Origin of the sequence: Streptomyces sp. HUAS TT11, from assembly GCF_051553595.1 — a bacterium.
Classification (GTDB): domain Bacteria; phylum Actinomycetota; class Actinomycetes; order Streptomycetales; family Streptomycetaceae; genus Streptomyces.
On sequence record NZ_CP196184.1, the window covers coordinates 2,718,726 to 2,745,109 of the forward strand.

At 71.0% G+C, this 26,384-nt stretch carries 22 protein-coding genes; 9 read left to right on the plus strand and 13 right to left on the minus strand.

The genetic code is table 11. The features are described from left to right. The first annotated feature begins 762 nt into the window (after nucleotides 1-762). Nucleotides 763-2,358 (plus strand): hypothetical protein, encoded by a 1,596-nt coding sequence (locus tag ACSHXN_RS12180; RefSeq protein ID WP_438303081.1) that lies wholly within the window; start codon nucleotides 763-765, stop codon nucleotides 2,356-2,358. 215 nt (nucleotides 2,359-2,573) lie between these two features. On the opposite strand, the gene ACSHXN_RS12185 is transcribed toward ACSHXN_RS12180, so the two are convergent. Both ACSHXN_RS12185 and ACSHXN_RS12190 read right to left on the minus strand, forming a co-directional pair. Further along, complete coding sequence (locus tag ACSHXN_RS12185; RefSeq protein ID WP_438303083.1) at nucleotides 2,574-3,848, minus strand: IPT/TIG domain-containing protein; 1,275 nt, start codon at nucleotides 3,846-3,848, stop codon at nucleotides 2,574-2,576. A 142-nt stretch (nucleotides 3,849-3,990) separates the two neighbouring features. Continuing rightward, nucleotides 3,991-4,737, minus strand: coding sequence for an IPT/TIG domain-containing protein (locus ACSHXN_RS12190; protein ID WP_355129660.1), 747 nt, complete (start codon nucleotides 4,735-4,737; stop codon nucleotides 3,991-3,993). Between the two features lie 1,338 nt (nucleotides 4,738-6,075). Here ACSHXN_RS12190 and ACSHXN_RS12195 point away from each other — a divergent pair. Further along, a complete protein-coding gene (locus ACSHXN_RS12195; protein WP_438303085.1) occupies nucleotides 6,076-7,308 on the plus strand; it encodes a trypsin-like serine peptidase in 1,233 nt (410 codons plus the stop codon). A gap of 116 nt (nucleotides 7,309-7,424) precedes the next feature. Here ACSHXN_RS12195 and hflX read toward each other — a convergent pair whose 3' ends face one another. The 6 genes from hflX to miaA all read right to left on the minus strand — a co-directional run bounded on the left by hflX (nucleotide 7,425) and on the right by miaA (nucleotide 15,832). After that, nucleotides 7,425-8,915 carry a GTPase HflX gene (gene hflX / locus ACSHXN_RS12200; protein ID WP_355801808.1) on the minus strand — a complete coding sequence of 497 codons (1,491 nt, stop codon included), beginning with the start codon at nucleotides 8,913-8,915 and terminating at the stop codon, nucleotides 7,425-7,427. A 180-nt stretch (nucleotides 8,916-9,095) separates the two neighbouring features. Continuing rightward, nucleotides 9,096-10,589 (minus strand): M1 family metallopeptidase, encoded by a 1,494-nt coding sequence (locus tag ACSHXN_RS12205; protein ID WP_383352260.1) that lies wholly within the window; start codon nucleotides 10,587-10,589, stop codon nucleotides 9,096-9,098. 108 nt (nucleotides 10,590-10,697) lie between these two features. Continuing rightward, nucleotides 10,698-12,881: a RelA/SpoT family protein gene (locus ACSHXN_RS12210; RefSeq protein WP_355129668.1), complete on the minus strand. Its 2,184-nt coding sequence runs from the start codon at nucleotides 12,879-12,881 to the stop codon at nucleotides 10,698-10,700. A 430-nt stretch (nucleotides 12,882-13,311) separates the two neighbouring features. Further along, on the minus strand, nucleotides 13,312-14,205 hold the full coding sequence (gene dapF, locus ACSHXN_RS12215) for a diaminopimelate epimerase (protein WP_356292192.1): 894 nt from the start codon (nucleotides 14,203-14,205) through the stop codon (nucleotides 13,312-13,314). 91 nt (nucleotides 14,206-14,296) lie between these two features. Further along, nucleotides 14,297-14,785, minus strand: a complete 489-nt coding sequence (locus tag ACSHXN_RS12220; RefSeq protein WP_355129756.1) for a hypothetical protein — start codon at nucleotides 14,783-14,785, stop codon at nucleotides 14,297-14,299. A gap of 108 nt (nucleotides 14,786-14,893) precedes the next feature. Continuing rightward, a complete protein-coding gene (gene miaA, locus ACSHXN_RS12225; RefSeq protein WP_355129672.1) occupies nucleotides 14,894-15,832 on the minus strand; it encodes a tRNA (adenosine(37)-N6)-dimethylallyltransferase MiaA in 939 nt (312 codons plus the stop codon). Nucleotides 15,833-16,075: 243 nt separating this feature from the next. On the opposite strand from miaA, the gene ACSHXN_RS12230 reads away from it, so the two are divergent. Together ACSHXN_RS12230 and ACSHXN_RS12235 are read left to right on the plus strand one after the other, a co-directional pair. Next, nucleotides 16,076-16,270, plus strand: coding sequence for a gliding motility protein (locus ACSHXN_RS12230; protein WP_355129674.1), 195 nt, complete (start codon nucleotides 16,076-16,078; stop codon nucleotides 16,268-16,270). A 25-nt stretch (nucleotides 16,271-16,295) separates the two neighbouring features. Beyond that, nucleotides 16,296-16,544 carry an antitoxin gene (locus tag ACSHXN_RS12235; protein WP_059132078.1) on the plus strand — a complete coding sequence of 83 codons (249 nt, stop codon included), beginning with the start codon at nucleotides 16,296-16,298 and terminating at the stop codon, nucleotides 16,542-16,544. 99 nt (nucleotides 16,545-16,643) lie between these two features. Here ACSHXN_RS12235 and ACSHXN_RS12240 read toward each other — a convergent pair whose 3' ends face one another. Together ACSHXN_RS12240 and miaB are read right to left on the minus strand one after the other, a co-directional pair. Continuing rightward, nucleotides 16,644-17,354: a class III extradiol dioxygenase subunit B-like domain-containing protein gene (locus ACSHXN_RS12240; RefSeq protein ID WP_438303088.1), complete on the minus strand. Its 711-nt coding sequence runs from the start codon at nucleotides 17,352-17,354 to the stop codon at nucleotides 16,644-16,646. Nucleotides 17,355-17,491: 137 nt separating this feature from the next. Beyond that, nucleotides 17,492-19,015 carry a tRNA (N6-isopentenyl adenosine(37)-C2)-methylthiotransferase MiaB gene (gene miaB, locus ACSHXN_RS12245; RefSeq protein ID WP_438303089.1) on the minus strand — a complete coding sequence of 508 codons (1,524 nt, stop codon included), beginning with the start codon at nucleotides 19,013-19,015 and terminating at the stop codon, nucleotides 17,492-17,494. A 209-nt stretch (nucleotides 19,016-19,224) separates the two neighbouring features. Between miaB and ACSHXN_RS12250 the strand changes: the two genes are divergently transcribed. Both ACSHXN_RS12250 and ACSHXN_RS12255 read left to right on the plus strand, forming a co-directional pair. Continuing rightward, entirely contained in the window at nucleotides 19,225-20,133 is a 909-nt protein-coding gene (locus tag ACSHXN_RS12250; RefSeq protein WP_355129680.1) for a LysR family transcriptional regulator, read from the plus strand. A gap of 80 nt (nucleotides 20,134-20,213) precedes the next feature. Continuing rightward, nucleotides 20,214-20,444, plus strand: a complete 231-nt coding sequence (locus ACSHXN_RS12255) for a hypothetical protein (protein WP_355129682.1) — start codon at nucleotides 20,214-20,216, stop codon at nucleotides 20,442-20,444. 192 nt (nucleotides 20,445-20,636) lie between these two features. On the opposite strand, the gene ACSHXN_RS12260 is transcribed toward ACSHXN_RS12255, so the two are convergent. After that, a complete protein-coding gene (locus tag ACSHXN_RS12260; protein WP_355129684.1) occupies nucleotides 20,637-21,041 on the minus strand; it encodes a MazG nucleotide pyrophosphohydrolase domain-containing protein in 405 nt (134 codons plus the stop codon). Between the two features lie 93 nt (nucleotides 21,042-21,134). Between ACSHXN_RS12260 and ACSHXN_RS12265 the strand changes: the two genes are divergently transcribed. Continuing rightward, the gene (locus tag ACSHXN_RS12265; RefSeq protein ID WP_438303092.1) at nucleotides 21,135-22,133 is read left to right on the plus strand and encodes a TAXI family TRAP transporter solute-binding subunit; all 999 of its coding nucleotides are present in this window, start codon (nucleotides 21,135-21,137) and stop codon (nucleotides 22,131-22,133) included. 15 nt (nucleotides 22,134-22,148) lie between these two features. Here the strand turns inward: ACSHXN_RS12265 and ACSHXN_RS12270 are convergent, their stop codons facing one another. Continuing rightward, nucleotides 22,149-23,579, minus strand: coding sequence for a HAMP domain-containing sensor histidine kinase (locus ACSHXN_RS12270; RefSeq protein ID WP_355129688.1), 1,431 nt, complete (start codon nucleotides 23,577-23,579; stop codon nucleotides 22,149-22,151). Between the two features lie 12 nt (nucleotides 23,580-23,591). Then, a complete protein-coding gene (locus ACSHXN_RS12275; protein ID WP_059132071.1) occupies nucleotides 23,592-24,278 on the minus strand; it encodes a response regulator transcription factor in 687 nt (228 codons plus the stop codon). A 338-nt stretch (nucleotides 24,279-24,616) separates the two neighbouring features. Here ACSHXN_RS12275 and ACSHXN_RS12280 point away from each other — a divergent pair, with 338 nt between their 5' ends. Beyond that, nucleotides 24,617-25,393 (plus strand): amino acid ABC transporter ATP-binding protein, encoded by a 777-nt coding sequence (locus tag ACSHXN_RS12280; RefSeq protein ID WP_355129690.1) that lies wholly within the window; start codon nucleotides 24,617-24,619, stop codon nucleotides 25,391-25,393. A gap of 100 nt (nucleotides 25,394-25,493) precedes the next feature. After that, on the plus strand, nucleotides 25,494-26,327 hold the full coding sequence (locus ACSHXN_RS12285) for a glutamate ABC transporter substrate-binding protein (RefSeq protein ID WP_355129692.1): 834 nt from the start codon (nucleotides 25,494-25,496) through the stop codon (nucleotides 26,325-26,327). The last annotated feature ends 57 nt before the right edge of the window (nucleotides 26,328-26,384 follow it).

Consider the following 26,384-nt stretch of genomic DNA (forward strand, 5'->3'; position numbering starts at 1 on the left):
TCCTCCCGCTGTCCAGAGGGGATGGGGCGAGAGTTGACCACGGACAGCAGATCACCCCGTACATACCAACGACGTCAACGCCCTGTGGAAGCGGGTGAGAGCAAGATCGTTGCCGGTCGTTCCGCCATAGCCGGTGCCCGGCGGGCGCCGGCACACCCGATCGCCCGGACCCGGGGGCGGGCGCTGCGTCCGCCCTGCGACAACGGCCCCTCAGTGGGGGGCCGGACAACATCGCTGCCCGGTCGGCCGTGCTCAACGCCCCTGTCACTGAGCTCACTTCGCGGTCCGCGTCCCGGCCCGGCCTTGCCGAACTCGGCTTTGCGCCGTTCGACTTCCGGCTCAAGGAACGACCACGGGGCTCCGTTGCGACAGCGGGTCCTGGTCGACCCTCTGCCGGAACAGAGCCCCGCTCGCCTGTCCGCCCATTCCCGAACCGCCGGACGGACGGCTCCTGATCACGGGCTGGACGACGCTGCGCTACGACGGCACGCAGTAGACCCGAACGAAGTTGTCGTACGTCTCGGTGGTGGAAGTGTTGTGGAATTCGACGGTCCAGCTGTTGTCGACCGTGCTGTTGTTGCTCATGCTCGCGTAGTTCTTCGTGGCGAAGATGTCGGGGCTCAGGGCTCCGACACCGGCAATGAAGCCACCGGAAATCGCCTTCTGTCCCGGATCGCAGACAGCGACCAGATTCCCCGTCTGCCCCGGACCGAGCTCCCCCTCCGCATCGAAGGTATTGATCTGCTGGACGCCGGAGGGGCCTTGGGGTCCGGTTGCACCCTGAACGCCCGTGGCGCCGATCTCACCCTGCGGACCCGCAACACCCTGCGTACCCGCGGCACCGGTCTCGCCCTGCGGCCCAGCAGCGCCCTGAGCACCGGTCCCGCCCTGCGCACCGGTTGCACCCTGAACGCCCGTCGCACCGGTCTCGCCCTGCGGACCCGCAACACCCTGCGTACCCGCGGCACCGGTCTCGCCCTGCGGCCCGGCAGCACCCTGAGTACCAGTGGCGCCTTGAGCGCCCGGCACGCCGGGCTCGCCCTGAGTGCCGGGGGCTCCGGTATCGCCTTGCGGACCAGCAGCACCTTGAGCGCCGGTCGCCCCGGTCTCACCCTGAGCACCGGCGGCACCCTGGGTACCGGTCCCGCCCTGCGGACCCGCAGCGCCCTGAACACCGGCCGCCCCGGTCTCACCTTGAGCACCCGTCGCGCCCTGAGCACCCGTCGAGCCGGGCTCACCCTGCGCACCGGTCGCCCCTTGAGAACCGGTGGCTCCCTGAGTGCCCGGGGCACCGGTCTCGCCCTGCGCACCAGCCGCACCCTGAGCACCAGTTGTCCCGGTCTCACCCTGCGGGCCCGCCGTACCTTGAGCTCCGGTCGCCCCGGACTCGCCTTGAGCACCCGCGGCACCCTGAGCACCGGTCCCGCCCTGCGGACCAGCCGCACCCTGCGCACCGGTCCCGCCCTGGGCTCCGGTCGCCCCGGTCTCACCCTGGGCCCCCGTCGCCCCGATCCCGCCCTGCGGGCCCACCGCACCCTGCGCACCGGTCCCGCCCTGCGGACCCGCAGCACCCTGAACACCGGCCGCCCCGGTCTCACCCTGAGCACCAGTTGCCCCGGTCCCGCCCTGAGCTCCGGTCGCCCCGGTCTCACCCTGGGCCCCCGTCGCCCCGATCCCACCCTGCGGGCCCACCGCACCCTGCGCACCAGTGCCGCCCTGAGCTCCGGTCGCCCCGGTCTCACCCTGGGCCCCCGTCGCCCCGATCCCACCCTGCGGGCCCACCGCGCCCTGCGCACCCGTCGCCCCCGTGCCGCCCTGCGGACCGGTACCGCCCGTCTGTCCCTGAGGGCCGGTCGCCCCGGTGGCCCCTTGAGTGCCGGTCGCCCCTGTCCCGCCCTGTGTACCCTGCGTGCCCTGAGCTCCAGTCGCTCCCGGGGTGCCTTGCGCTCCCGGAGCACCCTGCGGGCCCTGAGGACCCGGCTCGCCGCACAGCGGCACTGGGCTCGAGACCTTCACGTAGCGGGCAGCCACCCAACCCGTGCGGTTCGCAAGCCGGTACCACGTCGAGTCGCCGTCGACGCTCTCCCCGAACGCCCTGCACCGGATACCGATCCGGGCGTCCTTCGGGTACTTGCCCAGCTCGGCGGAGTTGGCCGTCGGCAGGGCGCGGATGCTCAAGCCGGACCTGGCCTCGACGATCCCGCGAACCGGCTCCGAAGGCCCGTTCCCTCCCGCGCGGAAGGCGACAGCCCCGGTCCGCACGGCACCCGTCACCCCCTGGACTGCCGTCGCAGCCCCCGCCAACTCACACGTCAGGCCGAGACTCACCGCCCCCAGAACCAGCGATGTACCGACTGACCTACGCATCACGAACCACCACGCCTTCCGCTGGGCGTCTGCGATCAAGGGGGACGTGAAGAGAAAAGCGCATATGCCAGGGAGATTGTTGTTATGACACGACCAAAACCTGATCATCCCTCTCATGGCAGGCCCGTTCGGCAGGGGCCGGAGCACCGAGGTCACACGAGTGGCGGCCCGTACCACCACCGACCCGATCGCCGTCCGACGGGGTGTCAAATACCGGGGCCCGCAACCCGGGTATAGGTCAGCCCGTTGCTGACGCCGGCGGTCGTGACCACCGTGACGGACACCGGCCCGGCGGGGCCCGCCGGGGCGACGGCCGTGACCTCGGTGGGGGACAGCACGGTGAACGACGCCGCAGCGCCGCCGAACCGGACGTCGGTGGTGGTCGTCAGGCTCGTCCCGGTCAGCGTGACCGTGTTGCCGGCGTAGGTGGGCCCCAGGCCCGGGGTCAGGGTGCTCAGCGTGGGGGTGTCGTAGTAGTCGTAGGTGAGCGGGTTGCCGGTGCCGCCGGGGGTGGTCACCGTGATCGCCGCGGTACCGGCCGCATGGGCCGGAGTCACCGCGGTCATCGCAGTGGAGGAGGCGACCGTGAACGACGTCGCCGCGATCCCGTCGAAATCCACGGCCGTGGCACCGGACAGGCTGGTGCCCATGATCGTCACCACGGTCCCTCCCGCGGTGGTTCCGGACGTCGGCGTGACGGAGACGAGTGACGGCACCGCGGCATAGTAGAAGTACATGCTGGGGTTCTCGGGGTTGCTGATGCCGCCCGGGGTGGTCACCGTGACCGCCGCGGCTCCGGCCGCATGGACGGGGGTCACCGCGGAGATTTGGGTGGCGGAGACGACGGTGAACGTCGGCGCCGCGATCCCGTCGAAACGTACCGCCGTCGCACCCGACAGGTTCGTACCCGTCAGGGTCACCACGGTTCCCCCCGAGGCCGGGCCTTGAGCGGGCGTCAGGCCGGTGACCGAGGGCGCCACGACGTAGGAGAAGGTCAGGGAGTTGCTGGTGCCGCCCGCGGTGGTCACCGTGACCGCCGCGGCTCCGGCCGCATGCGCGGGGGCGACCGCGGAGATCTGGGTGGCGGAGACGACGGTGAACGACAGCGCCGCGATCGCGTCGAAACGTACCGCCGTCGCACTCGACAGGTTCGCTCCCGTGAGCGTCACCACGATGCCTCCCGAGACGGGGCCCTGATCGGGCGACAGGCTCGACAGCGAGGGGGCGGCGACATAGGTGTAGGTGACGGTCTGGGCGCTGGTGCCCTCGCTGGTGGTGACGGTGACGTTGACCGCCCCGGCGCCGGCCGGGACCACCGCGAGGATCTTTGTGCTGCCGAGGATGGTGAACGAGATGGCGGCGATGCCGCCGAACCTGACGGCAGTCGCCCCGCTGAAGCCGGTACCGGTCAGGGTGACGGTGTTCCCACCGGACATCGGCCCCTGGGTGGGACTGATCGAGGAGACGACGGGGGCAGCCATGAGTGCACTCCTTCACGCGTCACTGCGGGGGTCGGATCCGCAAACAGACCTGTTCGGGCAAGGACGGTGGATGTGAGGGCCCGCCCGAGCGGCGCGGGACCGCCGCTCGGACGGGTGTCGAACCCTGTGCGGAGCCGGCGGACTAGATGCCGGGACCGGCGACGTACGTGAAGCCGCCGGCCGCGGTGGCGGATCCGGCAGGGTTGGTGACCACGACGTCGGCGGCACCGGCCGTGCCGGGCGGGGTGACCGCCGAGAGCGTGGTGGAGTTGACGACGGAGAACGGCCCGGCGACGCCGTCGAAGGTGACCGACTCCGTGCTGGTGAAGTTGGTGCCCACGATGGTCAGCGCCGTGCCACCCGAGGTCGGTCCCGTGGTCGGGGTGATCGTGGTGATCGTGGGGTCGTCGATGTAGGTGTAGGACAGGCCGTTGTTGGTGCCGCCCGCAGTCGTCACGCTCACCGACACCGGCCCGGCCGCCGCGCCCGCCGGCACCGCCACGGTGATGGCCGTGTCGGAGACCACCGTCGGGGTGGCGGTGTTCCCACCGAAGGACACGCTTGTCGCGGTCGACAGGCCCGTGCCGTTGACGGTGATCGTGTTGCCGCCGGCCAGGGGCCCCGCGCTCTCGCTCAGGGAGGACTTGAACGGGGCGCCGACATAGAAGAACGGCACCGGGTTACTGGTCCCGCCCGGGGTCGTGACGGTCACCCCGACCGATCCGGTCCCGGACGGGGAGACCGCGGTGACCTGGGTCGGCGAGACGTTGGTGACGGCCGTGGCCGGCTTGGCGCCGAATGTCACCGCGCTGGTGTTGGAGAGGTTGGTACCCGTGATGGTCACCAGCGTGCCGCCGCCGGTGGAACCCTGGTTCGGAGAGATAGGCATGGGGACACTCCTTCTTCCTGCTGCGCTGGGATGGTGTGGGCAACCGGCGGAGCGGTCCTGGACCGGCGCCGATGGCGGGAGTCGTCAGCCTCTGCCGGGCTCTCCGAGGCGGAGCGCAGCACGGCGCGGGGGCTGCCGGGCGCGGGGCGAACGAGGGGACAGTCACCCCGGCACCTACGGCTTTGTGCGCAACAGCCCGTTCCCTGCCTGTGGGCATGGAGAAAACCGGCAAGCGCTGCCTGTCTGAACGTTCCCCCGGCACGGGGATGGGCAGCCCGCCGGTTTCACATTTCCAGTGACGCATGCATCCGATCGAGTTACAAGAGACCGTCGACTCCATCACCCGAATGGAGCAATTCGAGCCCAGCTCCCCTACTTGCGGAATGGAAATCAAGTCCCTTTGCAGCAGGGCGATTTGAGGTCGGACTGCCCTATCGCCACAACAACGAGGAGCATCTCGGCCCCACCCGTCGGTATGGACGCGCCGTTTCCGCGGACTTCGCCACGCGAACCCCCACCCGCCCTGCCGCCACCACCGGGGACGCGGAGTGCGCCCGTCGCGCTCGGCGGTGGCACACGCATCGAACGGAACACCCCCGCACCGGGCGGCAGGACATTGCCGGAAATCCCCCTATCACTTCTGAATCACCGTGCCGATTCCTCCGATTCATCAGGGCGCGAATCGGTTGCGGAACCCGGGCGACATGAGGCAAGGGGGCCGGTTCAACCGCGCGAAAAACAAGTGAAACGAATCTGCTCACCTGTTCGAGTGATGTACCAGGAAACTACTTGCTGACACGCTGTCAGAAAAGGTTGGATGGGAATATCCAACCGGTGGGCCGCCCATCCTCTCCGGGGGGCGTGGTAGTCGGCCGGTGTTGCCCCTCCTGGGTAGTGCAGGGCGTCGGACTGCCGCGATGGGCACCCCCGTTGGGGAAATTGGATCCGATCAGCCGGTGCCGCCCAGGTACCGGCTGATGCGGTGGCCCGCATGTGTCCACGCGCGGACGGCCCCCACCCACCGGGCGGTCCCGCGCCGCCCGCGCGCCTTCCCGGTGTCGGCGCAGCCGCCCATCGCCGGACTTCGTCGTGCCGCGCCACATCGGCGCGGACGGCCCGCCCCTCCGGCTCAACAACCGTTCCCCGCAAGCGAATCCCGATGATCCACGGCTGGGCGCCTTGTAGCCGAACCGTTGCCGATCCGTGGGAAGCCCCCCACAGCACACGCATAGTGTGTGGTGCTGTTCAGTGGAAGCACATGCCCGTCGAAGACGTCCCGCCCTCCACGGCGGGGCACCGTCCTCGTCACACAGGTTCATTCCAGGGGGAGTTCAGACCATGCGATCCATACGCCCGCTCTTCGCAGAACGCCGAGGAAGGAGCGCGCGCCGCACGGTCTTCCCCACGCTGGCAGCGGTCGGCCTCGCCACGGCACTGGCGCTGACCGCGACGGCGTGCGACTCGGGCGGGGACAGCACGGCGGACGCCAAGGCGAGCGCGTCCGCGACCGCGTCCTCCGCGAGCGACGGCAAGATCAAGATCCCGGACGACATCAAGCAGAAGCTGCGGGAACACGGGATCGACATCGACAAGTGGAAGAACGGCGCCTGGAAGAACTGGAACAAGGACGACTGGCTGCGCGAGGCCGACGACTTCATCAACCCGATCATCAAGGGCCTGTGGAACCCGGACCGGATGCGTGAGGCCGACGACCCCGACAGGGGTGTCGACGACAACGACCTCTCGGGCGACCAGGGGGTCACGGACCCGGTACCGGCCCCGGTGAGGGCGCAGGCGGTGGCGCCCGCGTATCACGACAACGCCCCCACGGCGGGCAAGGTGTTCTTCGACTCCCCCGAGGGCACGATGGTCTGCTCTGCGACCGTCGTCCAGGATCCGGCCCACCCGGGCAAGTCCAACCTCGTGTGGACCGCGGGCCACTGCGTGCACGCCGGCAGGAAGGGCGGCTGGTACCGCAACATCGCGTTCGTGCCCGCGTACAACAACTCCGGGAAGACGGAGGCCGAGCTGGGCAACGCGAAGCGGGAGGAGATCGCCCCGTACGGAGTCTGGTGGGGTGACTGGGCTCAGACCTCGGAGCAGTGGATCGAGCAGGGCGGCGAGACCGGCGGCCAGGGAGCGTCGTACGACTACGCCGTGATCCATGTGACGCCCGAGCAGGGCAGCGGAGGCAAGTCACTGGAGGAGACGGTCGGTTCGGCCCTCCCGGTCGCCTTCAACGCACCGGCCGTTCCCAAGGTGGACAGCATCACCGCGACCGGCTACCCGGCGGCGGCCCCGTTCGACGGCCAGAAGCTGTACCGGTGCCAGGACAAGCCCGGCCGGCTCTCGATCGAGAAGGCGGACCCCACGATGTACCGCATCGGCTGCACCATGACCGGCGGTGCGTCCGGCGGCGGCTGGGTGGAGAACGGCCCGGACGGCAACCCGGTGCTGGTGTCCAACACCTCGATCGGCCCGGTGACCTCCGGCTGGCTGGCCGGACCCCGGCTCGGCGACGTGGCCAAGGGGGTCTACGAGTCGGTCAGCAAGAAGTTCGCGAACCAGTGAGGCTCCGCCCCTGACGGCTCCCGACGGCAGGCGGTCATGGACACGGGAAGGCCCGCTCCCTTGCACAGGGAGCGGGCCTTTCGCATGTGAGGGGTGGCCCCTCGGCCGGCTCTGGGTCAGAACGCGGGAGCCGGAGCGTACGGCGCCAGCTCGGCCGCCAGCTCCTCGTGCACCCGGGCCTTGAGCAGCGTGCCCTCCGGGGTGTGCTCCTCGGAGATCACGTCGCCCTCGGAATGGGCGCGTGCCACCAGACGACCGTGCGTGTACGGCACGAGCGCCTCGATCTCGACCGACGGCCTGGGCAGCTCGTTGTCGAGCAGGGCCAGCAGCTCCTGGATGCCCCTGCCGGTGCGGGCCGAGACCGCGATCGCGCGCTTCTCCGTCCGCAGCAGCCGCTGGAGGACCAGCGGGTCGGCCGCGTCCGCCTTGTTGATCACGACGATCTCGGGCACATCGGTGGCACCGACGTCCCTGATCACCTCGCGTACGGCGGCCAGCTGCTCCTCGGGCACCGGGTGCGAGCCGTCCACCACGTGCAGGATCAGGTCGGAGTCGCCGACCTCCTCCATGGTGGAGCGGAACGCCTCGACCAGGTGGTGGGGCAGATGCCGCACGAAACCGACGGTGTCGGCCAGGGTGTACAGCCGCCCGCTCGGGGTCTCGGCCCGGCGCACGGTGGGGTCGAGGGTCGCGAACAGCGCGTTCTCGACCAGGACGCCCGCGCCGGTGAGCCGGTTGAGCAGGGAGGACTTGCCCGCGTTGGTGTAGCCCGCGATAGCCACCGACGGCACCTTGTGGCGCCGGCGCTCCTGGCGCTTGATCTCGCGGCCGGTCTTCATGTCCGCGATCTCCCGGCGCATCTTCGCCATCTTCTCGCGGATCCGCCGCCGGTCCGTCTCGATCTTGGTCTCACCGGGACCACGGGTCGCCAGACCGCCGCTGCCGCCGCCCATCTGCCGGGACAGCGACTGACCCCAGCCTCGGAGCCTCGGCAGCATGTACTGCATCTGCGCGAGTGCGACCTGCGCCTTGCCCTCTCGGGACTTGGCGTGCTGGGCGAAGATGTCCAGGATCAGGGCCGTGCGGTCGATGACCTTGACCTTGACGACGTCCTCGAGATGGATCAGCTGGCCGGGGCTGAGCTCACCGTCGCAGATGACGGTGTCCGCACCCGTTTCGATGACGATGTCCCGCAGCTCCAGGGCCTTGCCGGAGCCGATGTAGGTGGCCGCGTCGGGCTTGTCGCGGCGCTGGATCACGCCGTCGAGCACCATCGCTCCCGCCGTCTCGGCGAGGGCGGCCAGCTCGGCGAGCGAGTTCTCCGCGTCCTGCACGGTCCCCGAGGTCCACACCCCGACGAGCACGACGCGCTCCAGGCGCAGCTGTCGGTACTCGACCTCGGTGACGTCCTCGAGCTCGGTGGAGAGTCCGGCGACACGGCGTAGCGCCGCACGCTCGGAGCGGTCGAACTGGTCGCCGTCCCGCTCTCCGTCGATCTCGTGGCTCCAGGCGACGTCCTCTTCCATCAGGGCATCGGCCCGAAGACCCTCGGGATAGGCGTGCGCAACGCGCTTGGTGTCCTGAGAAGAGGAAGAAGAGGAGGTCATTGGGTCCTTACGTCGTTGGGGATAACGTTCGCGGTGTGGTGTGCGCCAGTCTCGGCCACACCTCACGGCACCAGGGTCAACGCTCGAGCGGTCCGGGACATTCCCGGCCGCCCGCCGCCCCGAGGGCCGCGCCGCCGACCCGACGATGGTCGCACGGCGCGGCTCGCCGCGTCACCCGACTTATCGCGTGGTCTTGGAGGCCCGCACGGGGTCGCTCTTCCAGTCCGGGTGCCCCGGCATGGGCGGGGTCCTCTCGCCGTGCAGCCAGGCCGCGAAGAACGAGGTCAGATCGCGTCCGGCGATGACGGAGGCCAGGTGCTCGAAATCGGCCGTGTCGGCCGTGCCGTCCCTGTGCACGGCCACCCAGGCCCGCTCCAGGCGCTCGAAGGCGCGGTTCCCGATCTCCTGGCGCAGCGCGTACAGGACGAGCGCGGAGCCGTCGTAGACGTTCGGCCGGAAGAGGCTGATCTTCTGGCCGGGCTTCGCCGGCCTGGGGTCGGCGGGCGGGCCGCCGGTCGCCCGCCACTGGTCGGAGCGGGCGTACGCCGCCTTCATACGGGTCTGAAGGGGCCGATGCGCGGTCTCGTCCGCATACAGGGCCTCGTACCAGGTGGCATGCCCCTCGTTCAGCCACAGGTCGGACCAGCCGCGCGGGCTGACGCTGTCGCCGAACCACTGATGGGACAGTTCGTGCACCATGATCGACTCGACGTACCAGGCGGGATAGGCCGGCTCGGTGAACACCCCCTTCTCGAAGAGGGAGAGCGTCTGCGTCTCCAGCTCGAAGCCGGTCCGCGCCTGGGCGATGAGCAGCCCGTACGTCTCGAAGGGGTAGCGGCCGACCTTCTTCTCCATCCAGGCGATCTGGTCGGAGGTCTTCTTCAGCCACGGTTCGAGGACCGCCGCGTCCTTGGCGGGTACGACGTCGCGCAGGGGCAGTCCGTGCGGTCCCCGGCGGTGCAGGACGGTGCTGCGGCCGATGGAGACCTGGGCGAGCTCGGTCGCCATGGGGTGCCGGGTGCGGTAGTTCCAGGTGATGGACCCGCCGGTCCGCTCGGCTCCCCGGGCCACACCGTTCGCGACGGCCGTGTAGGTGTCGGGCGCGGTCACATGGAAGGTGAACATCGCCTTGTCGGAGGGGTGATCGTTGCACGGGAAGACCAGATGGGCGGCGTCTGCCTGGTTGGCCATCACCAGTCCGTCCTCGGTCCGTACCCAGCCTCCGTCCTGGCCCTTCGTGGACACGGGGTCGCTGGTGTGCCGCACGGTGATCCGCAGTGTGCCGCCCCTGGGCAGCGGTACGGCCGGAGTGATCACCAGGTCCTCCCCCGCGCTGGTGAAGGACGCGGGCAGGCCATTGACGTCGACGGACTGGACGGTGCCGTGCGCGAAGTCGAGGTTGACGCTGTCCAGACGCTGGGTGGCCCGCGCCTTGATCCTGGTGACGGCGGTGAGGGGCTTGCTGTTGCTGCCGGGATAGGTGAAGGAGAGGTCGTACGACTTCACGTCGTAGCCCGGGTTGCCGAGTGTCGGGAAGAGGGGGTCGCCGATGCCCAGCGGCGTCGCGGGCGAGGGCGCGCTCGCGGCGATCAGGCAGCCGGAGACGGCGCAGGCGACCAGGGCTGCTGTGGTACGGCGGGCACGGGGGATCGCGGAACGGAGGCTGTGCGGCATGGACCACCGCTACCAGCGCGCGACCGTCGCGCGGTGATGACGCGCGACAGTCGCACCCGAACGGGTTCAGCGTCGGCGTTCCACCCTCAACTCACTTGTCATACAACGTTACTGGGCGGCCGCGGGGTGCTGCGCCCTGCCGACGTCATAAACACCGGCCACGTTCCGCATCGCCCGCATCAGGGCCGGCAGGTGCGCGGCGTCCGGAAGCTGGAGCGTGTACGTGTGGCGCACCCGCTGCTGGCTCGGCGGCTCGACGGTCGCCGAGACGATCCCGACGCCTAGCAGGGCGATCGCCTCGGTGAGGTCCGCGAGGAGGTGGGGGCGGACGAAGGACTCGGCGACGAGCGTGACGCGGCACTCGGTCGTCTCGCCCCAGTGCACGCCGACCTCCGCACGGCCCGCGCTCTTCATGCGCGCCACTCCCGTGCATCCGACGCGGTGGACGGTCACCACACCCCCGCGCACGGCGAAGCCCGTGACCTCGTCCGGAGGCACGGGCGTACAGCAGCCCGCCAGGCGTACGGCGGCTCCGGGCAGATCGACGACGGCGTTGGCCTCCGGTACACCGGAGGCGTCCGGGGTGGGGTGGGCGGGGAGCGCGGGCGGACGGGAGGCAGGGCCGAGGGCCGCGCCGCCGTCCGCCGACGGCTCCGCGCGGTACCGCACATCGCCCGGGTCCAGCCCGTCCTCGGTCGGGCCCTCCGGCCCCTGACGGGCCGACAGCCGGCGCTGGATGGCGATGCGTGCGGACGGTGTGCGGGCGTGCTCCAGCCACTCCCGGGACGGCTCCGAGGCCGGGTCCTGTCCCATGAGGAGTTGCACGGTGTCGCCGTCCCTGAGCACCGTGCTCAGGGTCGCCAGACGGCCGTTGACGCGGGCCCCGATACAGGCGTGGGCGTCCTCGCCGTACTGCGCGTACGCGGCGTCCACGCAGCTGGCGCCCTCCGGGAGCCCCAGCGCGCCCCCGTCCGGCCGGAACACGGTGATCTCCCGGTCCTGAGCGAGGTCCTCGCGCAGCGTCGACCAGAAGGTGTCGGTGTCCGGGGCCGCCTCCTGCCACACCAGAAGCCGGGACAGCCAGCCCGGGCGGGTGGGGTCGGCCCGCTCGCCGTCGGCCGGGTCGTCGGAGGCGGGGGCGTAGGGATTGCCGAGCGCGACCACGCCCGCCTCGGCCACCTTGTGCATCTGGTGCGTGCGGATGAGGACTTCGGCGACCTCGCCGTCCTCGCGCGCGATCGCGGTGTGCAGCGACTGGTACAGGTTGAACTTGGGAACCGCGATGAAGTCCTTGAACTCCGAGACCACCGGCGTCATACAGGTGTGCAGTTCGCCGAGGACCCCGTAGCAGTCGGCGTCCTCGTTCACGAGGACGAGCAGGCGTCCGAAGTCCGCGCCGCGCAGCCGGCCGCGCTTGCGCGAGATGCGATGGACCGAGACGAAGTGCCGTGGTCTGATCAGGACTTCGGCCTGGATCCCGGCCTCGCGCAGGACGGCCCGCGCCTGCTCCGCCATCTCGGCGAGCGGGTCGTCGCCGTGCGCGGCGTTCTCGACGATCAGTTCCCTGGTGTGCTCGTACTCCTCGGGGTGCAGCACCGCGAAGACGAGGTCCTCGAGTTCGCTCTTGAGCGCCTGGACACCGAGGCGTTCGGCGAGCGGGATGAGCACGTCCCGGGTGACCTTGGCGATGCGTTCCTGCTTCTCGCGGCGCATCACGCCCAGGGTGCGCATGTTGTGCAGCCGGTCGGCGAGTTTGATCGACATCACCCGGACGTCGCTTCCGGTGGCCACGAGCATCTTGCGGAAGGTCTCGGGCTCGGCGGCCGCCCCGTAGTCGACCTTCTCCAGTTTGGTGACGCCGTCGACGAGATAGCGCACCTCCTCGCCGAACTCCTCGCGCACCTGATCGAGAGTGACATCCGTGTCCTCGACGGTGTCGTGCAGCAGGGAGGCGGTCAACGTGGTCGTCTCGGCGCCCAGTTCGGCGAGGATGAGGGTCACGGCGAGGGGGTGCGTGATGTACGGCTCGCCGCTCTTGCGCATCTGCCCACGGTGTGAGGACTCCGCCAACAGATAGGCGCGGCGCAGCGGTTCGAGGTCGGCGTCGGGGTAATGGGCACGATGCGCCTCGGCGACGTGGCCGATGGCGTCGGGCAGCCGGTCGCGGGTGGCCGGGCCCAGCAGGGCCGCCCGCCCCAGACGGCGCAGATCGATCCGGGGGCGGCTCTTCCTGCGGTGCGTCCCCGGTGTGGCGGGGGCGGGCGTGGCAGGGTTCGTGGCCTCCGCACTCATTGGGCACCTCCGGCTGCGTCGACCGGCGGACGGGTGCCCCATGGCGTACGCGGCGCAGGGGATGGTGACGATCCCCCGTCCGGGCCGGTGCTTGATGCTACCGAGCCCATCACGCGCGCCCGACCGGCTCTCGTCGAGCGTGAAACGGATCACCCATTCGAGCGAAGGTTCCGCACGTTTACGGTTTTTCGCCAGGGGCAACGAGGTGGACCGTCGATTCTCTCGTCCCCCACGCCCCGGAACTTCGGATCACAGCGTCCGGGTCTCTCCGGTCTGCGATACGGAGTCGTCCGATCAAGCGAACGGCCGCGCATTCCAGCCACTTGGCGCCATGGCGTGTCTTCGCGCGTGTGCCACATCGTGCTTCACAGCGCCGCCCGTTCACCCCTCGGGGACACGCCGGCCGGCAGAAGCCCGTGGGCCTCCCGCGTCAGCGGGTCACGGCGGCGAGCCACGCGGCGTCGATCTCGCCCTCGGCGACGATCACCGCGGGCCCGGTCATCTCGATCCCGCCGTCCGGGTGCTCGGTGATCACCAGGGTGCCACCCGGGACGTCCACGGTGTACGTCGCCGGGACACCCGTGACGGTCGGGTCGGCACCGTCACGGCGTGCGGTGGCGACGGCCACCGCGCACGCACCCGTGCCGCACGAGCGGGTCTCGCCGGAACCGCGCTCGTGGACACGCATCGCGACGTGCCGGGGCGCCCGGTCGACCACGAATTCCACGTTCACCCCGTCCGGGTAGGCCGACGCCGGGCGGAAGGGGGGCGCGTCGTACAGGGTGCCGGCGTCCGCGAGGTCGTCGACGAAGGCGACCGCGTGGGGGTTGCCCATGTTCACGTTGCGGGCCGGCCAGGTGCGCTCGCCGACGCTCACCTCGACGTCTCCCCCGGGCAGGACCGCCCTCCCCATGCCGACGGTGATGTCCCCCTCGGCCGAGTCGCCGCCGGTCCCGCTCTTCGCGATGTGCACGGTCTTCACGCCCCCGCGTGTCGCGACGGCGAGGTCCCCCTCTGCCACGTACCCGCCGCGCTGGAGGTAGCGTGCGAAGACCCGTACGCCGTTGCCGCACATCTCCGCGACCGAGCCGTCCGCGTTGCGGTAGTCCATGAACCACTCCGCCTCGGCCGCCATCGCACGGGCCTCGGGGTGCGCCGCGGACCGTACGACGTGCAGCAGACCGTCGCCACCGATGCCCGCGCGGCGGTCGCACAGGGCGGCGACGGCGGCCGGGGGCAGCTCGATGACGTTCTCGGGGTCGGGGACGATCACGAAGTCGTTCTCCGTGCCGTGACCCTTGAGGAAGGCGATCCGCGTGCTCATTCCTCGATCGTACGGGGTTGCCCCGACACCCCGCGGTGGGCGGTCCCGGCCACCGGACCGCGCCGACCGGACCGCGCCGCGGACCGCGGCGTCAGCGCAGTCTGGCCACGCGCCACACGGCCAGCACCACGACCGCGGCGACGACCACCGCGTAGACGAGGGCCACCCGCCAGTCGGCGCTCCGCCGTGAGCCGCTCGGTGACAGACCGGGCCAGGCGTATCCGACGCGGCGCGCGGCCATCATGCCCCAGCCGGCCGCGCACGAGCAGATCAGCAGTCCGAGCATGGCGACCACGGCACCGCCGTCGCCGAACTCGAAGGCCAGGGGGAAGGCGAACATCAGGGAGCCGAGCGCGGCCAGCCCCACGATGGGGGCGAGCTGCCAGATCCGCAGCCGGCGCTGCGGCCGCAGTTCGACCTCCACCTCGGGACCCGCGGCCAGCTCGTCCTCGCCCGGTCCGTCGTCGGTCACACCGCCCGGCGGCTCCTGATCGGGACCGTCGGAACTGAGCCCCTGCTCCCCGCCCTCGGCGCTGTCGTACTCCGCGCCTTGTGCGGTGTCGCGAGGGCCGGCCTCCATCGCCACGCGCCCTCCCAACTCGGACTCCACTTGGTCGATCGAAGCTCGATGATGGCATGCCGCCGGAGGCCCGTATGACGGCCCGAGCGTCCCGATGCCATCACGTGATCAGGCTGTAACCGGTCGTTCGACCAACGCCAGCGCGAGGTGCGGAAGTTCCGTACGGTCCGCGGCGGCACCACTGAGCCAGTGCACACGCGGGTCCCGGCGGAACCAGGAATCCTGACGGCGCGCGAAGCGCTTGGTCGCGCGCACGGTCTCGGCGCGCGCCTCTTCCAGCGTGCACTCCCCGGCAAGCGCCGCGAGCACCTGCTGATATCCGAGCGCGCGTGATGCCGTACGGCCCTCTCGCAGCCCCTGCTGCTCCAGGGCGCGCACCTCGTCGACGAGTCCCGCCTCCCACATCCGGTCGACCCGGAGCGCGATGCGCTCGTCGAGCTCGGGACGCGCCACGTCGACCCCGATCTGGACCGTGTCGTAGACCGAGTCGTGACCCGGGAGGTTGGCGGTGAAGGGCCGCCCGGTGATCTCGATGACCTCGAGGGCACGGACGATCCGGCGGCCGTTGCTCGGCAGGATCGCGTGCGCGGCCTCCGGGTCGGCGGCCGCCAGACGCGCGTGCAGCGCCCCCGGACCACGCACCGTGAGCTCCTCCTCGAGACGGGCGCGCACCTCCGGGTCGGTCCCCGGGAACTCGAGATTGTCGACCGCACCGCGCACATACAGTCCGGATCCGCCCACGAGGACGGGCCAGCGGCCCTCGGCCAGCAGCGCGTCGATCCGGTCGCGGGCGAGGCGCTGGTACTCGGCCACGGACGCGGTCACCGTCACGTCCCAGATGTCCAGCAGGTGGTGCGGCACACCGCCGCGCTCCTCGGGCGTCAGCTTGGCGGTGCCGATGTCCATCCCCCGGTAGAGCTGCATGGAGTCGGCGTTGACGACCTCGCCACCGAGGCGCTGCGCCAGGAACACGCCCAGATCGGACTTTCCGGCCGCGGTCGGTCCGACGACGGCGATGACCCGCGGTGCGGGGGGTGCACTACTCACCGCAACAGTCTCCCAAACCCGCGAACCCTGCTTCGAACGAGTTACGTGACGCCCCCGAGGCGACTTCGTTGCCCGTTGCGAGGTCCGGCCGCCGGCGCGAGGACGAACGACCCGGGTGACGCAATCGGACGCCCCGAGCTGCACGGTATTTCGCCCGCACGAGTAATGTATGGAGTTGATATGGGCGTTTTTGGACGGCTTTTCCGGAGGCCGAGGACGACGGAGGAGGACCGGTCCGCCGCGGTGGAGGCCACACGGCCGACGGCCCCGGCCGGGGCGGAGGCGCCCGGCGAGGCGGACGCGACCGCGTCCACAGCCGGGTCGGAGGGCGCGGTGGAGGTGTCCACCCGGGCCGCCGACCAGGCCGTCGGGATCCCGAAGCAGCAGTCCGCCGAGAAGGCCGTCGACAGCGAGGCCGACGAGGGCGCCCCCGGATAACTGCCCCCGCAAGGGAAGGTGGATCATGCGTCTCGTGGACAATCTGAAAGCCAAGGTCTCGGAGTTCGCGCAGCAGCACGAGGGCAAGGTCGATCGCGGCCTCGAAAAGGCCGCAAAGGTGATCGACGAGAGGACCAAGGGCAAGTACAGCGACAAGATCCACACCGGCACGGACAAGGCCAAGGACGCCATGGAGCGCATTGCGCACCGGGAGACCGGCCCGGCGGGCGGCGACGGGACGCCACCGGACGCACCGCCGCCCACGGCTTCCTGAGCAGGCCCCGGACATCGGGGGCGCCTCGGCGGACGGCCGCGGGGCGAACCGCCTCACGGCCGTCCCCCTGCGGGGACGTCGGCCGCTCCGGGGCTTGCGCTACGACCAGGCCGCCACGAAGTAGCCCACCCCGTACGGCGCGTCGTCGTACAGGAGCGCGCCGGAGAGATCCGCGCCCACGGCCGCACCCGCGAGGATCTGCCAGGGGGCCCGGCCGCACGCCTTCAGCTCCCGGGCCGGCTCCACGTCCAGCGCCCGCAGGGCTGCCACGTCCGCGTCCCCGAGGGCGTGTGCGACCTGTGCGTCGAAACCCGCCGCGCGCTCGTCCAGGTAGCCCGGCGCCTTGAGGGTGCGGCACGCGCTGCCGTCGCCCATGACCAGCAGGGCCACCCGCCCGTCCCGTCCGGCGAGCTCGGCTCCCACCTCGGCGCACCGCCGCGGGGGGAGGGATTCCGCGACGCTCGCCCCTTCGACGGGTGAGTCCGCCCAGCCCGTGCGCCGCAGCAGCCAGGCCGCGACGGCGAGCGGGGTCGGGAGCCGGGCCCCGGACGCCGCCGGGTCCGTGCCGCCCGCACCCAGCCGTACGTCGACGTCGACGCCGAACCCGCTGAAGGAGCCCGGGGTGCCCTCCGGGTAGGTGCCCGTGTCGCCGGGGCCGACGACCACCAGCCGGTCGGGGCGGGCCGCCGCGAGCACACCCAGCGCGTCCACGCACGCGGCGCGGGCGCCGTCGAGTTCGGGCGCCGCCCCCGCGGCGACCTCGGGCACGAGCAGCGGCGGACACGGGCACACGGCGGCGGCGACAAGCATGATCCGCAGCGTAACCCCGCCGCAGCGGGACGCGTCACTCCCCCGCGTGCACCGCGGAACGGCGGCACGCCCGCTGACGCCGGGCGCGGCGGCGCGGGGCCGACAGACCCCGCGCACGTCGGTGGCGGACGGGCCGGTCAGTCGCAGCCGCAGCCGGCGGCCACGGGCAGGGGCGCGGGAACGCCGATCTGCGGCAGTCCCAGCATCACACCGGCCGGCTTGGCGGCCTCCCCGGCGTTCCGCCTCGCCCACGCGTCACCCGCGGGCGTACGGCGCACTCCCAGGACCGGGCCCTCGGCGAGCAGATGGTGCGGGGCGGCGTACGTGATCTCCACCGTCACCACGTCACCGGGGCGCACCTCCTCGTCCGGCTTGGTGAAGTGCACCAGGCGGTTGTCGGGGGCGCGCCCGGACAGCCGGTGGGTCGCGCCGTCCTTGCGGCCCTCGCCCTCGGCGACCATCAGCTCGAGGGTGCGGCCGACCTGCTTCTTGTTCTCGTCCCAGGAGATCTCCTCCTGGAGGGCCACGAGCCGCTCGTAGCGCGCCTGGACGACCTCCTTGGGGATCTGGTCGTCCATCGTGGCGGCGGGCGTGCCGGGCCGCTTGGAGTACTGGAAGGTGAAGGCCTGAGCGAACCGCGCCTCGCGCACCACGTGCAGCGTCTGCTCGAAGTCCTCCTCGGTCTCGCCGGGGAAGCCCACGATGATGTCGGTGGTGATCGCGGCGTGCGGGATGGCGTCCCGCACCTTCTCGATGATCCCCAGGTAGCGCTCCTGACGGTACGAGCGGCGCATCGCCTTCAGGACCGTGTCCGACCCGGACTGCAGCGGCATGTGCAGTTGGGGCATCACGTTCGGCGTCTCCGCCATGGCCGCGATGACGTCGTCGGTGAAGTCGCGCGGGTGCGGCGAGGTGAACCGGACCCGCTCCAGCCCCTCGATCCGCCCGCAGGCGCGCAGCAGCTTGCTGAAGGCCTCGCGGTCGCCGATGTCGGAGCCGTACGCGTTCACGTTCTGCCCGAGCAGCGTGATCTCGGAGACGCCCTCGGCGACCAGTGCCTCGACCTCCGCGAGGATGTCGCCGGGCCGGCGGTCCTTCTCCTTGCCGCGCAGGGCCGGGACGATGCAGAAGGTGCAGGTGTTGTTGCAGCCGACGGAGATCGACACCCATGCCGCGTACGCGCTCTCGCGGCGCGTGGGCAGCGTCGAGGGGAAGGCCTCCAGCGACTCGGCGATCTCGACCTGCGCCTCCTCCTGCACACGGGCGCGTTCGAGCAGGACGGGCAGCTTGCCGATGTTGTGCGTACCGAAGACGACGTCCACCCAGGGCGCCTTCTTCACGATGGTGTCGCGGTCCTTCTGCGCGAGGCAGCCGCCGACGGCGATCTGCATGCCGGGCCGCTGGGCCTTCTTCGGCGCGAGGCGGCCGAGGTTGCCGTAGAGCCGGTTGTCGGCGTTCTCGCGGACGGCACAGGTGTTGAAGACGACGACATCTGCGTCGCCGTCGGACCCCTCCGGCGCGCGCACATAGCCGGCCTCTTCGAGCAGCCCGGACAATCGCTCGGAATCGTGGACGTTCATCTGGCACCCGTAGGTTCGGATCTCGTACGTCATAGTGCTGGGAACGTCCACTGCCGGGCTCCGGTCGCTGCTGCTGGTCATGGCTCAAGAGTAGGTGGTTGCCGCAGTGCGCCCACCCCGGTCGACGGGTGCTCCCCCGCCCGGCCTCCGGCCCCTGCACCGGGGCGGGGTCCCGCCGGGCGCTGACGCCCGCGCCGAGGGGCAGCGAGCATCAAGCGCAGGCGATCTCCCCCGGTGCTCCCATCAGGGACACAGATGCACGGACGGGGTGGTCCGGCCATAATCGGCCCATGGAGCTGCGACAGCTGGAGTACTTCGTCGCCGTCGCGGAGGAGCTGAGCTTCACGCGCGCGGCGGAGCGGCTGCACGTGGTCCAGTCGGCCGTCTCGGCGGCGATCCGCTCACTGGAGCGGGAGCTCGGTCCGACCCTGTTCGAACGGTCCTCCCAGCGCGTCACCCTCACCTCGGCGGGTACCGCCCTGCTGCCCGAGGCCCGGAACACCCTGGACGCCGCCCGGGCAGCACGCGAGGCGGCGCAGCTGAGCGAGGGGCGGCTGCAGGGCACCTTGCACATCGGGACGTTCACCTCACTCGTCCGTCCCGACCTCCCACAACTGCTGGGACGCTTCCACCGGTTGCACCCGGCGGTGACACTGAGGCTCGCGGTGTCCCCCCGCGGATCGGCCGGACTCGTGGAGCGGCTGCTCTCGGGCAGCCTGGACCTGGCCTTCGTCTCCCTGCCCGGCGATCCCCCGGCCGGACTGCGGGTGCGCGAGATCTACACCGCGCCGATGGCGCTCCTCGTTCCGGCCGACCACCCGCTGGCCCGGTCGGACGGGCCGCGTGAGCTGACGGAACTGGTCGAGGAGCCGTTCGTCGACACCCCACCCGGTTACGGCAACCGCGAGGTGACGGATCGCGCCTTCGCCCGCGCCGGGCTGCATCGGCAGGTGGTGCTGGAGGCGACCGACGTCGGCACCGTCGCCTCCTACGTGCGGGCCGGACTGGGCGTCGCCTTCCTGCACGACAGCACGTCCGGGGTGGACAGCAGGGGGCTCGCCGTCCTGCCCCTGGCGGACCCCTCCCTGCGGTGGACGCTTTCGGTCGCGGTCTCCGCGACCCGCCGCGCGAGCGCGCCGCTGCGGGCGTTGCTGGAGGTGCTCGACACCTCCGCGCCGACGGATCCGCCGCAGTCGTAGACCGTGCGGCGCCTCGCGACGGGCAACCACGTGGCAGAACTCACAACACTGCGGACTTTGCGCAACTTTAAAGTACAGCCATGGATCTTCACATCGCGACGAAGTGGGAGACTGCGGTCCTCGCGGGAGGGCCCGCCGACGGCCTGCACATGCAGGTCGCAGGCCGTCCCTCGGTGTTGCAGGTGACCTACCCCTGCCGGGTCGAGGCCCCGGAGGACGGTGTCCGGGTGGAGGCCGTGTACCTCTACCGACGCCATCCCGGCGTACACGACGAACCGTTGGCCTACGGCTACGACTGCGCGAGCCCCTGACCGACGGCTCCCATCCGGCGGACGGCGGCTCGGCAACGGCCGCCTCCGCCGGCACCCCGGCGGACGGCTCCTGGAAACCACCGCCACCGTGCTCCTCCTCCCACCGGTTCATGCGGTGGGAGCCGTGACGGTCCAGGTGGCCTTCGAAGACGGGCCCGCGGGTCGGAACCCGCCGCGCGGGCCCGCCCGCCCCTACGACTCCGGGGCTGTCCAGCCCTGCTCGCGCAGGATCGCGGTGACGTCCGGGGCGCGGTAGTGGTCGCCCTTGAGGACCTTGCCGTCGGCCCGGCGGGAGACCGCGCCGTCCGGGCCGATCTTGGTCATGTTGGCGCGGTGGATCTCGGCGATCACCGCGTCGAGGTCGATGCCGTGCACGAGTGCCGTGCCGTAGGCCACGTACACCAGGTCGGCCAGCTCGTGCGCGAGCCGGTCGAGCGGGCCGGTGACGGCCACCTCCGCGACCTCCTCGGCCTCCTCGGCGAGCAGCTCTCCACGGTGCGCGGCCAGATCCGGGGAGACCTCCGTCGGCACGGTGCGGACATCCAGGCCGAAGGCCAGGTGGAACTCACGGACGAGGGAGGCGGGGGAAGGGCGCATCCGGTGACCCTACCGGCCGCCCGCGCCGGCCCGCCTGCAAGGCCGCGGCCCCCGCCCTGGTCAGAGGGCCCGCGGCCTGGCAGGATCGCGCGCATGTTGCAGGCACTCCCCCGGATCGGCCGACGCCGCGCGCTGCTGGGCTCGGCGGCCGCGCTCACGGTCTTCGGGCTGCTGCTGTGGTGGCTGCTGCCGCTCGGCGAGGAGGCCCCGAGCGCCACGGTCACCTTCAGTACGGGCACCCCGACCGGCGTCTACCAGAAGTACGGCATCCTGCTGCAGCGCGCGATCGCCAAGGACATGCCGAAACTGGACGTCCGGCTGCGGGACAGCGACGGGTCGCAGGAGAACGTGCGACGGGTGGCGACGGGAGAGGCGGACTTCACGATCGCGGCGGCCGACGCGGTGGAGTCCTACAAGCTGGAGAAGAAGCCCGGGGCCGGCCGGCTGCGCGGCTGCGCCCGGCTCTACGACGACTACGTCCACCTCGTGGTGCCGCGCTCGTCCCCCGTGCGGTCCGTGGCGGACCTGAAGGGCCGCAAGGTCGCCGTGGGACCGACCGGTTCGGGCGTGCGGCTGATCGCGGACAACGTGCTCGAGGCGGCCGGGCTCGACCCGGAGAAGGACATCGAGCCCTTGTCCGACGGCATCGGGACCATGCCCCGGCTGCTGCAGCGGCACAAGATCGACGCGTTCTTCTGGTCCGGCGGGCTCCCCACCGGCGCGGTCACCGAACTCTCGCAGAACACCGCGATCCGACTGGTGCCGATCGGCGCTGATCTGGTCGCGAAGCTCCACGCACAGGGCGGGGCGTCACGCTACTACCGGGCCGCGGTGATGCCCGCCGACGCCTACCCGGACTCCGAACAGGGGTCCTCCGTGCAGACCGTGGCCGTCGCCAACCTGCTGATGACCCGCCAGGACATGGACGCGGACCTGACGGAGAAGCTCACTCGCACGGTGATCGACAGCCGGGACCGGATCGGCGCGCAGGTGCACGCGGCCCAGCTGGTCGACCTGCGCACGGCCATCTACACGGACCCCCTGGATCTGCACGAGGGTGCGCGCCGGTACTACCGGTCGATCAAGCCGTAGAGCCTGTCGTCCGGATCATGCCCGCGTCGCGCGGCCGTCCGGCGTCCCCGCCCGCGGCACTTCGACCGTCACCTTCAGTCCGTGCGGCTCGTGATGCCCGTACGAGATCGACCCGCCGCCCGCCTCGAGCAGCGCCCGCGAGATCGACAGGCCGAGGCCGGAACCCTTGATGTTCTGGTGGGCCGGGCTGCGCCAGAAGCGGTCGCCGACGCGGGCGAGTTCCTCGTCACCGAGTCCCGGGCCCCCGTCCGTGACCACGACCATCGCGCTCTCGCCGCCGGCCGCGACCGTCACGCCGACACGCTCCCCCTCGGGCGTGAACTTCACCGCGTTGTCGATGACGGCGTCCAGGGCGCTGGACAGCGTGACGGGGTCGGCCCAGGCGGTGGTGGGCGGGCAGTTCCCGACGAGCCGCACCCCCTTGGCCTCCGCGGCCGGGCCCCAGGCCGCGACCCGCTCGGCGGCCAGCGCACCGATGTCGGTGAGCCGGAGATCGGCCTCGGCGTGCTCGGCGAGCGCCAGGTCGAGCAGATCGTCCAGGACTTCGGCGAGCCGTTTGCCCTCGGTGCGGACCGAGGCGATCTCCTCGTTGCCCTCGGGCAGTTCGAGAGCGAGCAACTCGATGCGCAGCAGCAGCGCGGAGAGCGGGTTGCGCAACTGGTGTGAGGCGTCGGCGACGAAGGCGCGCTGCTGCTCCAGGACCTCCTCGACGTTGTCCGCCATTTCGTTGAACGACCTGGCCAGGCGCCTGAGTTCCGGTGGTCCGCCCGCCGCGGCGACACGGGACTTCAGGCGACCGGTCGCGATGTCGTGGGTGGTCGCGTCCAGGACGCGCACCGGTCTGAGGACCCAGCCGGTCAGGCGCAGCGCCGCGCCCACGGCGAGCAGCATCGCGGCCACCTCTCCCGCGCCGACGAGGAGCCAGCCGTGCAGCGTCTTCGACCGCATCTGCCCGGTGGGCGAGTCGGTGACCACGACCGCGACGACGTCGCCGTCGCGGATGACCGGGGAGGCGACCACGAGCCGGGAGCGCTGCCAGGGCCACACCTGCTCGGGGTCGTGGCTGCGGCGCCCGAGGAGCGCCTCGTTGAAGGCGTCGCGGCCCTCCCCCCGTTGCGGCAGATACCAGTTCCCCGGCGCGTTGGCCATGGGTACGTCGTCGCGGTAGAAGACACCGGCCCGAATGCCGTACACGCTGTAGTACTTGGCGAGTTCCTTGCGCAGCGTCTCGCCGCGCTCGTCCGTGTCGTCCACCCGGGAGCCGGTCGGCCCCGGCCTGTCGGTGACGTACTGGGCGAGGCCCGCGAAGCGAGCGGTGTCGTCGATGCGATCGACGACGACCCGTTGCTGCTGGGCGGCCGCGAGACTCACCGCGAGGGGCACGCCCAGTGCGAGCAGCACGGCGGCCATCAGGACGATGAGCAGCGGGAGCAGTCGTGCGCCCACCCGCCCCCCCCGCTAGGCCGCCGGGGCGACGAGCCGGTACCCGACGCCGCGCACGGTCTCGATCAGCGCGGGCATGCGCAACTTGGATCGCAGGGAGGCGACATGCACCTCGAGGGTGCGCCCGGTCCCCTCCCAGCTGGTCTGCCACACCTCGCTGATGATCTGCTCGCGGCGGAAGACCACACCCGGGCGCTGGGCGAGCAGGGCCAGCAGGTCGAACTCCTTGCGGGTCAGCTGTATCACCGCACCGTCCACACTGACGCGGCGCGTGGGGAGTTCGATGTGCACGGAGCCGAGGCGCAGCGCGGTCTCGGTGGCGCCCGTGTCGTCCAGCAGGGGGGTGCGCCGGCTGACGGCATGGATACGTGCGAGCAGTTCCCCGGTGTCGTACGGCTTGACCACGTAGTCGTCGGCGCCCAGGTTGAGGCCGTGGATCCGGGAGCGCACGTCCGAGCGCGCGGTCACCATGATCACCGGGGTGCTGGTGCGCTTGCGGATCTTCGCGCAGACCTCGTAGCCGTCCTGGTCCGGCAGGCCGAGGTCGAGCAGGACGACACCGAAGCCGGCGCCCTCGGGCACCAGTGCCTGGAGCGCCTCCTCGCCGCTGCGGGCGTGTGTGACGTCGAATCCGTGCCGGGCCAGCACCGCGGACAGGGCGGCCGCGACGTGGTTGTCGTCCTCGACAAGAAGCAGTCTCATGCCCGGCCCCCTCCGGTTGCTCGGCCCTACGGTTCCGCTCCCGGCCCGTACGTGTACGTGCTCACGTCTTGTACCGGAAAGCGTCGATCACGCGAACGCGGTCACCCGCGCGCGTGCACCATGGCAGTCACCCCGATGAACAAGGACGGCGTCAAGAGGCTTCGGGTTGCGGAGGGCTTCCGTTATCCAGCCGGTACGCGCTCCTCGCACGCGTACTACGGATCGTGCCCGGCCGCTACCGGATTGTGATGCTCAGATCTCCCTCAGATGTAATGACGCTGGTCGTACGGCCTTACTACTCTCCTCCGAAACCGAGCGAGGACGGAGCCAGTGAGCACATGACCGAAGTATCGGTGGCCAAGGACTCGGTGGCCGCGACCGACGATCTGGTCGTCCTGAGCAGCGTGAACAAGCACTTCGGCGCGTTGCACGTGCTCCAGGACATCGACCTGACCATCGCCCGTGGCGAGGTCGTCGTGGTCATCGGCCCCTCGGGGTCGGGGAAGTCCACTCTGTGCCGCACCATCAACCGCCTGGAGGCGATCGACTCCGGCACCATCCTGATCGACGGAAAGCCGCTGCCCGACGAGGGCCGCGAGCTGGCCCGGCTGCGCGCCGACGTCGGCATGGTGTTCCAGTCCTTCAACCTCTTCGCGCACAAGACGGTGCTCGAGAACGTGATGCTGGGCCAGGTCAAGGTCCGCCGGACGGACAAGCGCAAGGCCGAGGAGAAGGCGCGCGGCCTGCTCGACCGCGTGGGGGTCGGCACCCAGGCGGACAAGTACCCCGCACAGCTCTCCGGCGGCCAGCAGCAGCGTGTCGCGATCGCCCGCGCGCTGGCGATGGACCCGAAGGTCATGCTCTTCGACGAGCCGACCTCCGCCCTGGACCCCGAGATGATCAACGAGGTGCTGGAAGTCATGCAGCAGCTCGCCCGGGACGGCATGACCATGGTCGTCGTCACGCACGAGATGGGCTTCGCCCGTTCCGCCGCCAACCGCGTGGTCTTCATGGCCGACGGCCGCATCGTCGAAGAGGCCACGCCGGACCAGTTCTTCAGCAACCCGCGCAGTGACCGGGCGAAGGACTTCCTGTCGAAGATCCTGCACCACTGACGGCCCACCCCCTCTCCACGGCGGCCGGGGCGTCCGCCACCGGTGGCCCTCCTCACGGGCCCCGGGCCCGCATCTCTTCACCACGCAAAGGATGTTCACCATGAAGCTCCGCAAGGTCACCGCCGCCTCGGCCGCCGTGCTCGCGCTCGCCGTCGCGGCGACCGCCTGTGGCTCGGGCGACAAGGACGACAGCGGCTCGGGCGGCGGCAAGAAGGTCACCGTCGGCATCAAGTTCGACCAGCCCGGTATCGGCCAGAAGACGCCGCAGGGTTACTCCGGTTTCGACGTCGACGTCGCCAAGTACGTGGCGAAGAAGCTCGGTTACAACGAGGACCAGATCGAGTGGAAGGAGTCCAAGAGCGCCGACCGCGAGACCATGCTGCAGCGCGGTGACGTGGACTTCATCGCCGCCTCGTACTCGATCACCCCGGAGCGCCAGCAGAAGGTCGACTTCGCCGGCCCCTACCTGCTCGCCCACCAGGACGTTCTGATCCGTGCCGACGACAGCGCGATCAAGGCGCCGGCGGACCTCAACAGCAAGAAGCTGTGCTCGGTGACCGGTTCGACCTCGGCCCAGAACGTCAAGGACAAGCTGGCGCCCAAGGCCGACCTGCAGCAGTACCCGACGTACTCGGCCTGCCTCACCGGTCTGCAGAACAAGGCCATCGACGCGCTGACCACGGACGACTCGATCCTGGCCGGCTACGCCTCCCAGGCCCAGTTCAAGGGCAAGTTCAAGCTCGGCGGCTTCAAGATGACCAACGAGAACTACGGCATCGGCGTCAAGAAGGGCAGCGACCTCAAGGACAAGATCAACAAGGCCCTCGAGGACATGGTCTCCGACGGTTCCTGGGACAAGGCCGTGCAGGCCAACTTCGGTCCCGCGAACTACAAGAACGAGCCCGCCCCGAAGATCGGCGACATCAAGAGCTGAGTCATCGCCCGGCCGGTGCGCCGCCCACGGGGGGCGGCGCACCGGGGCAACCCACAC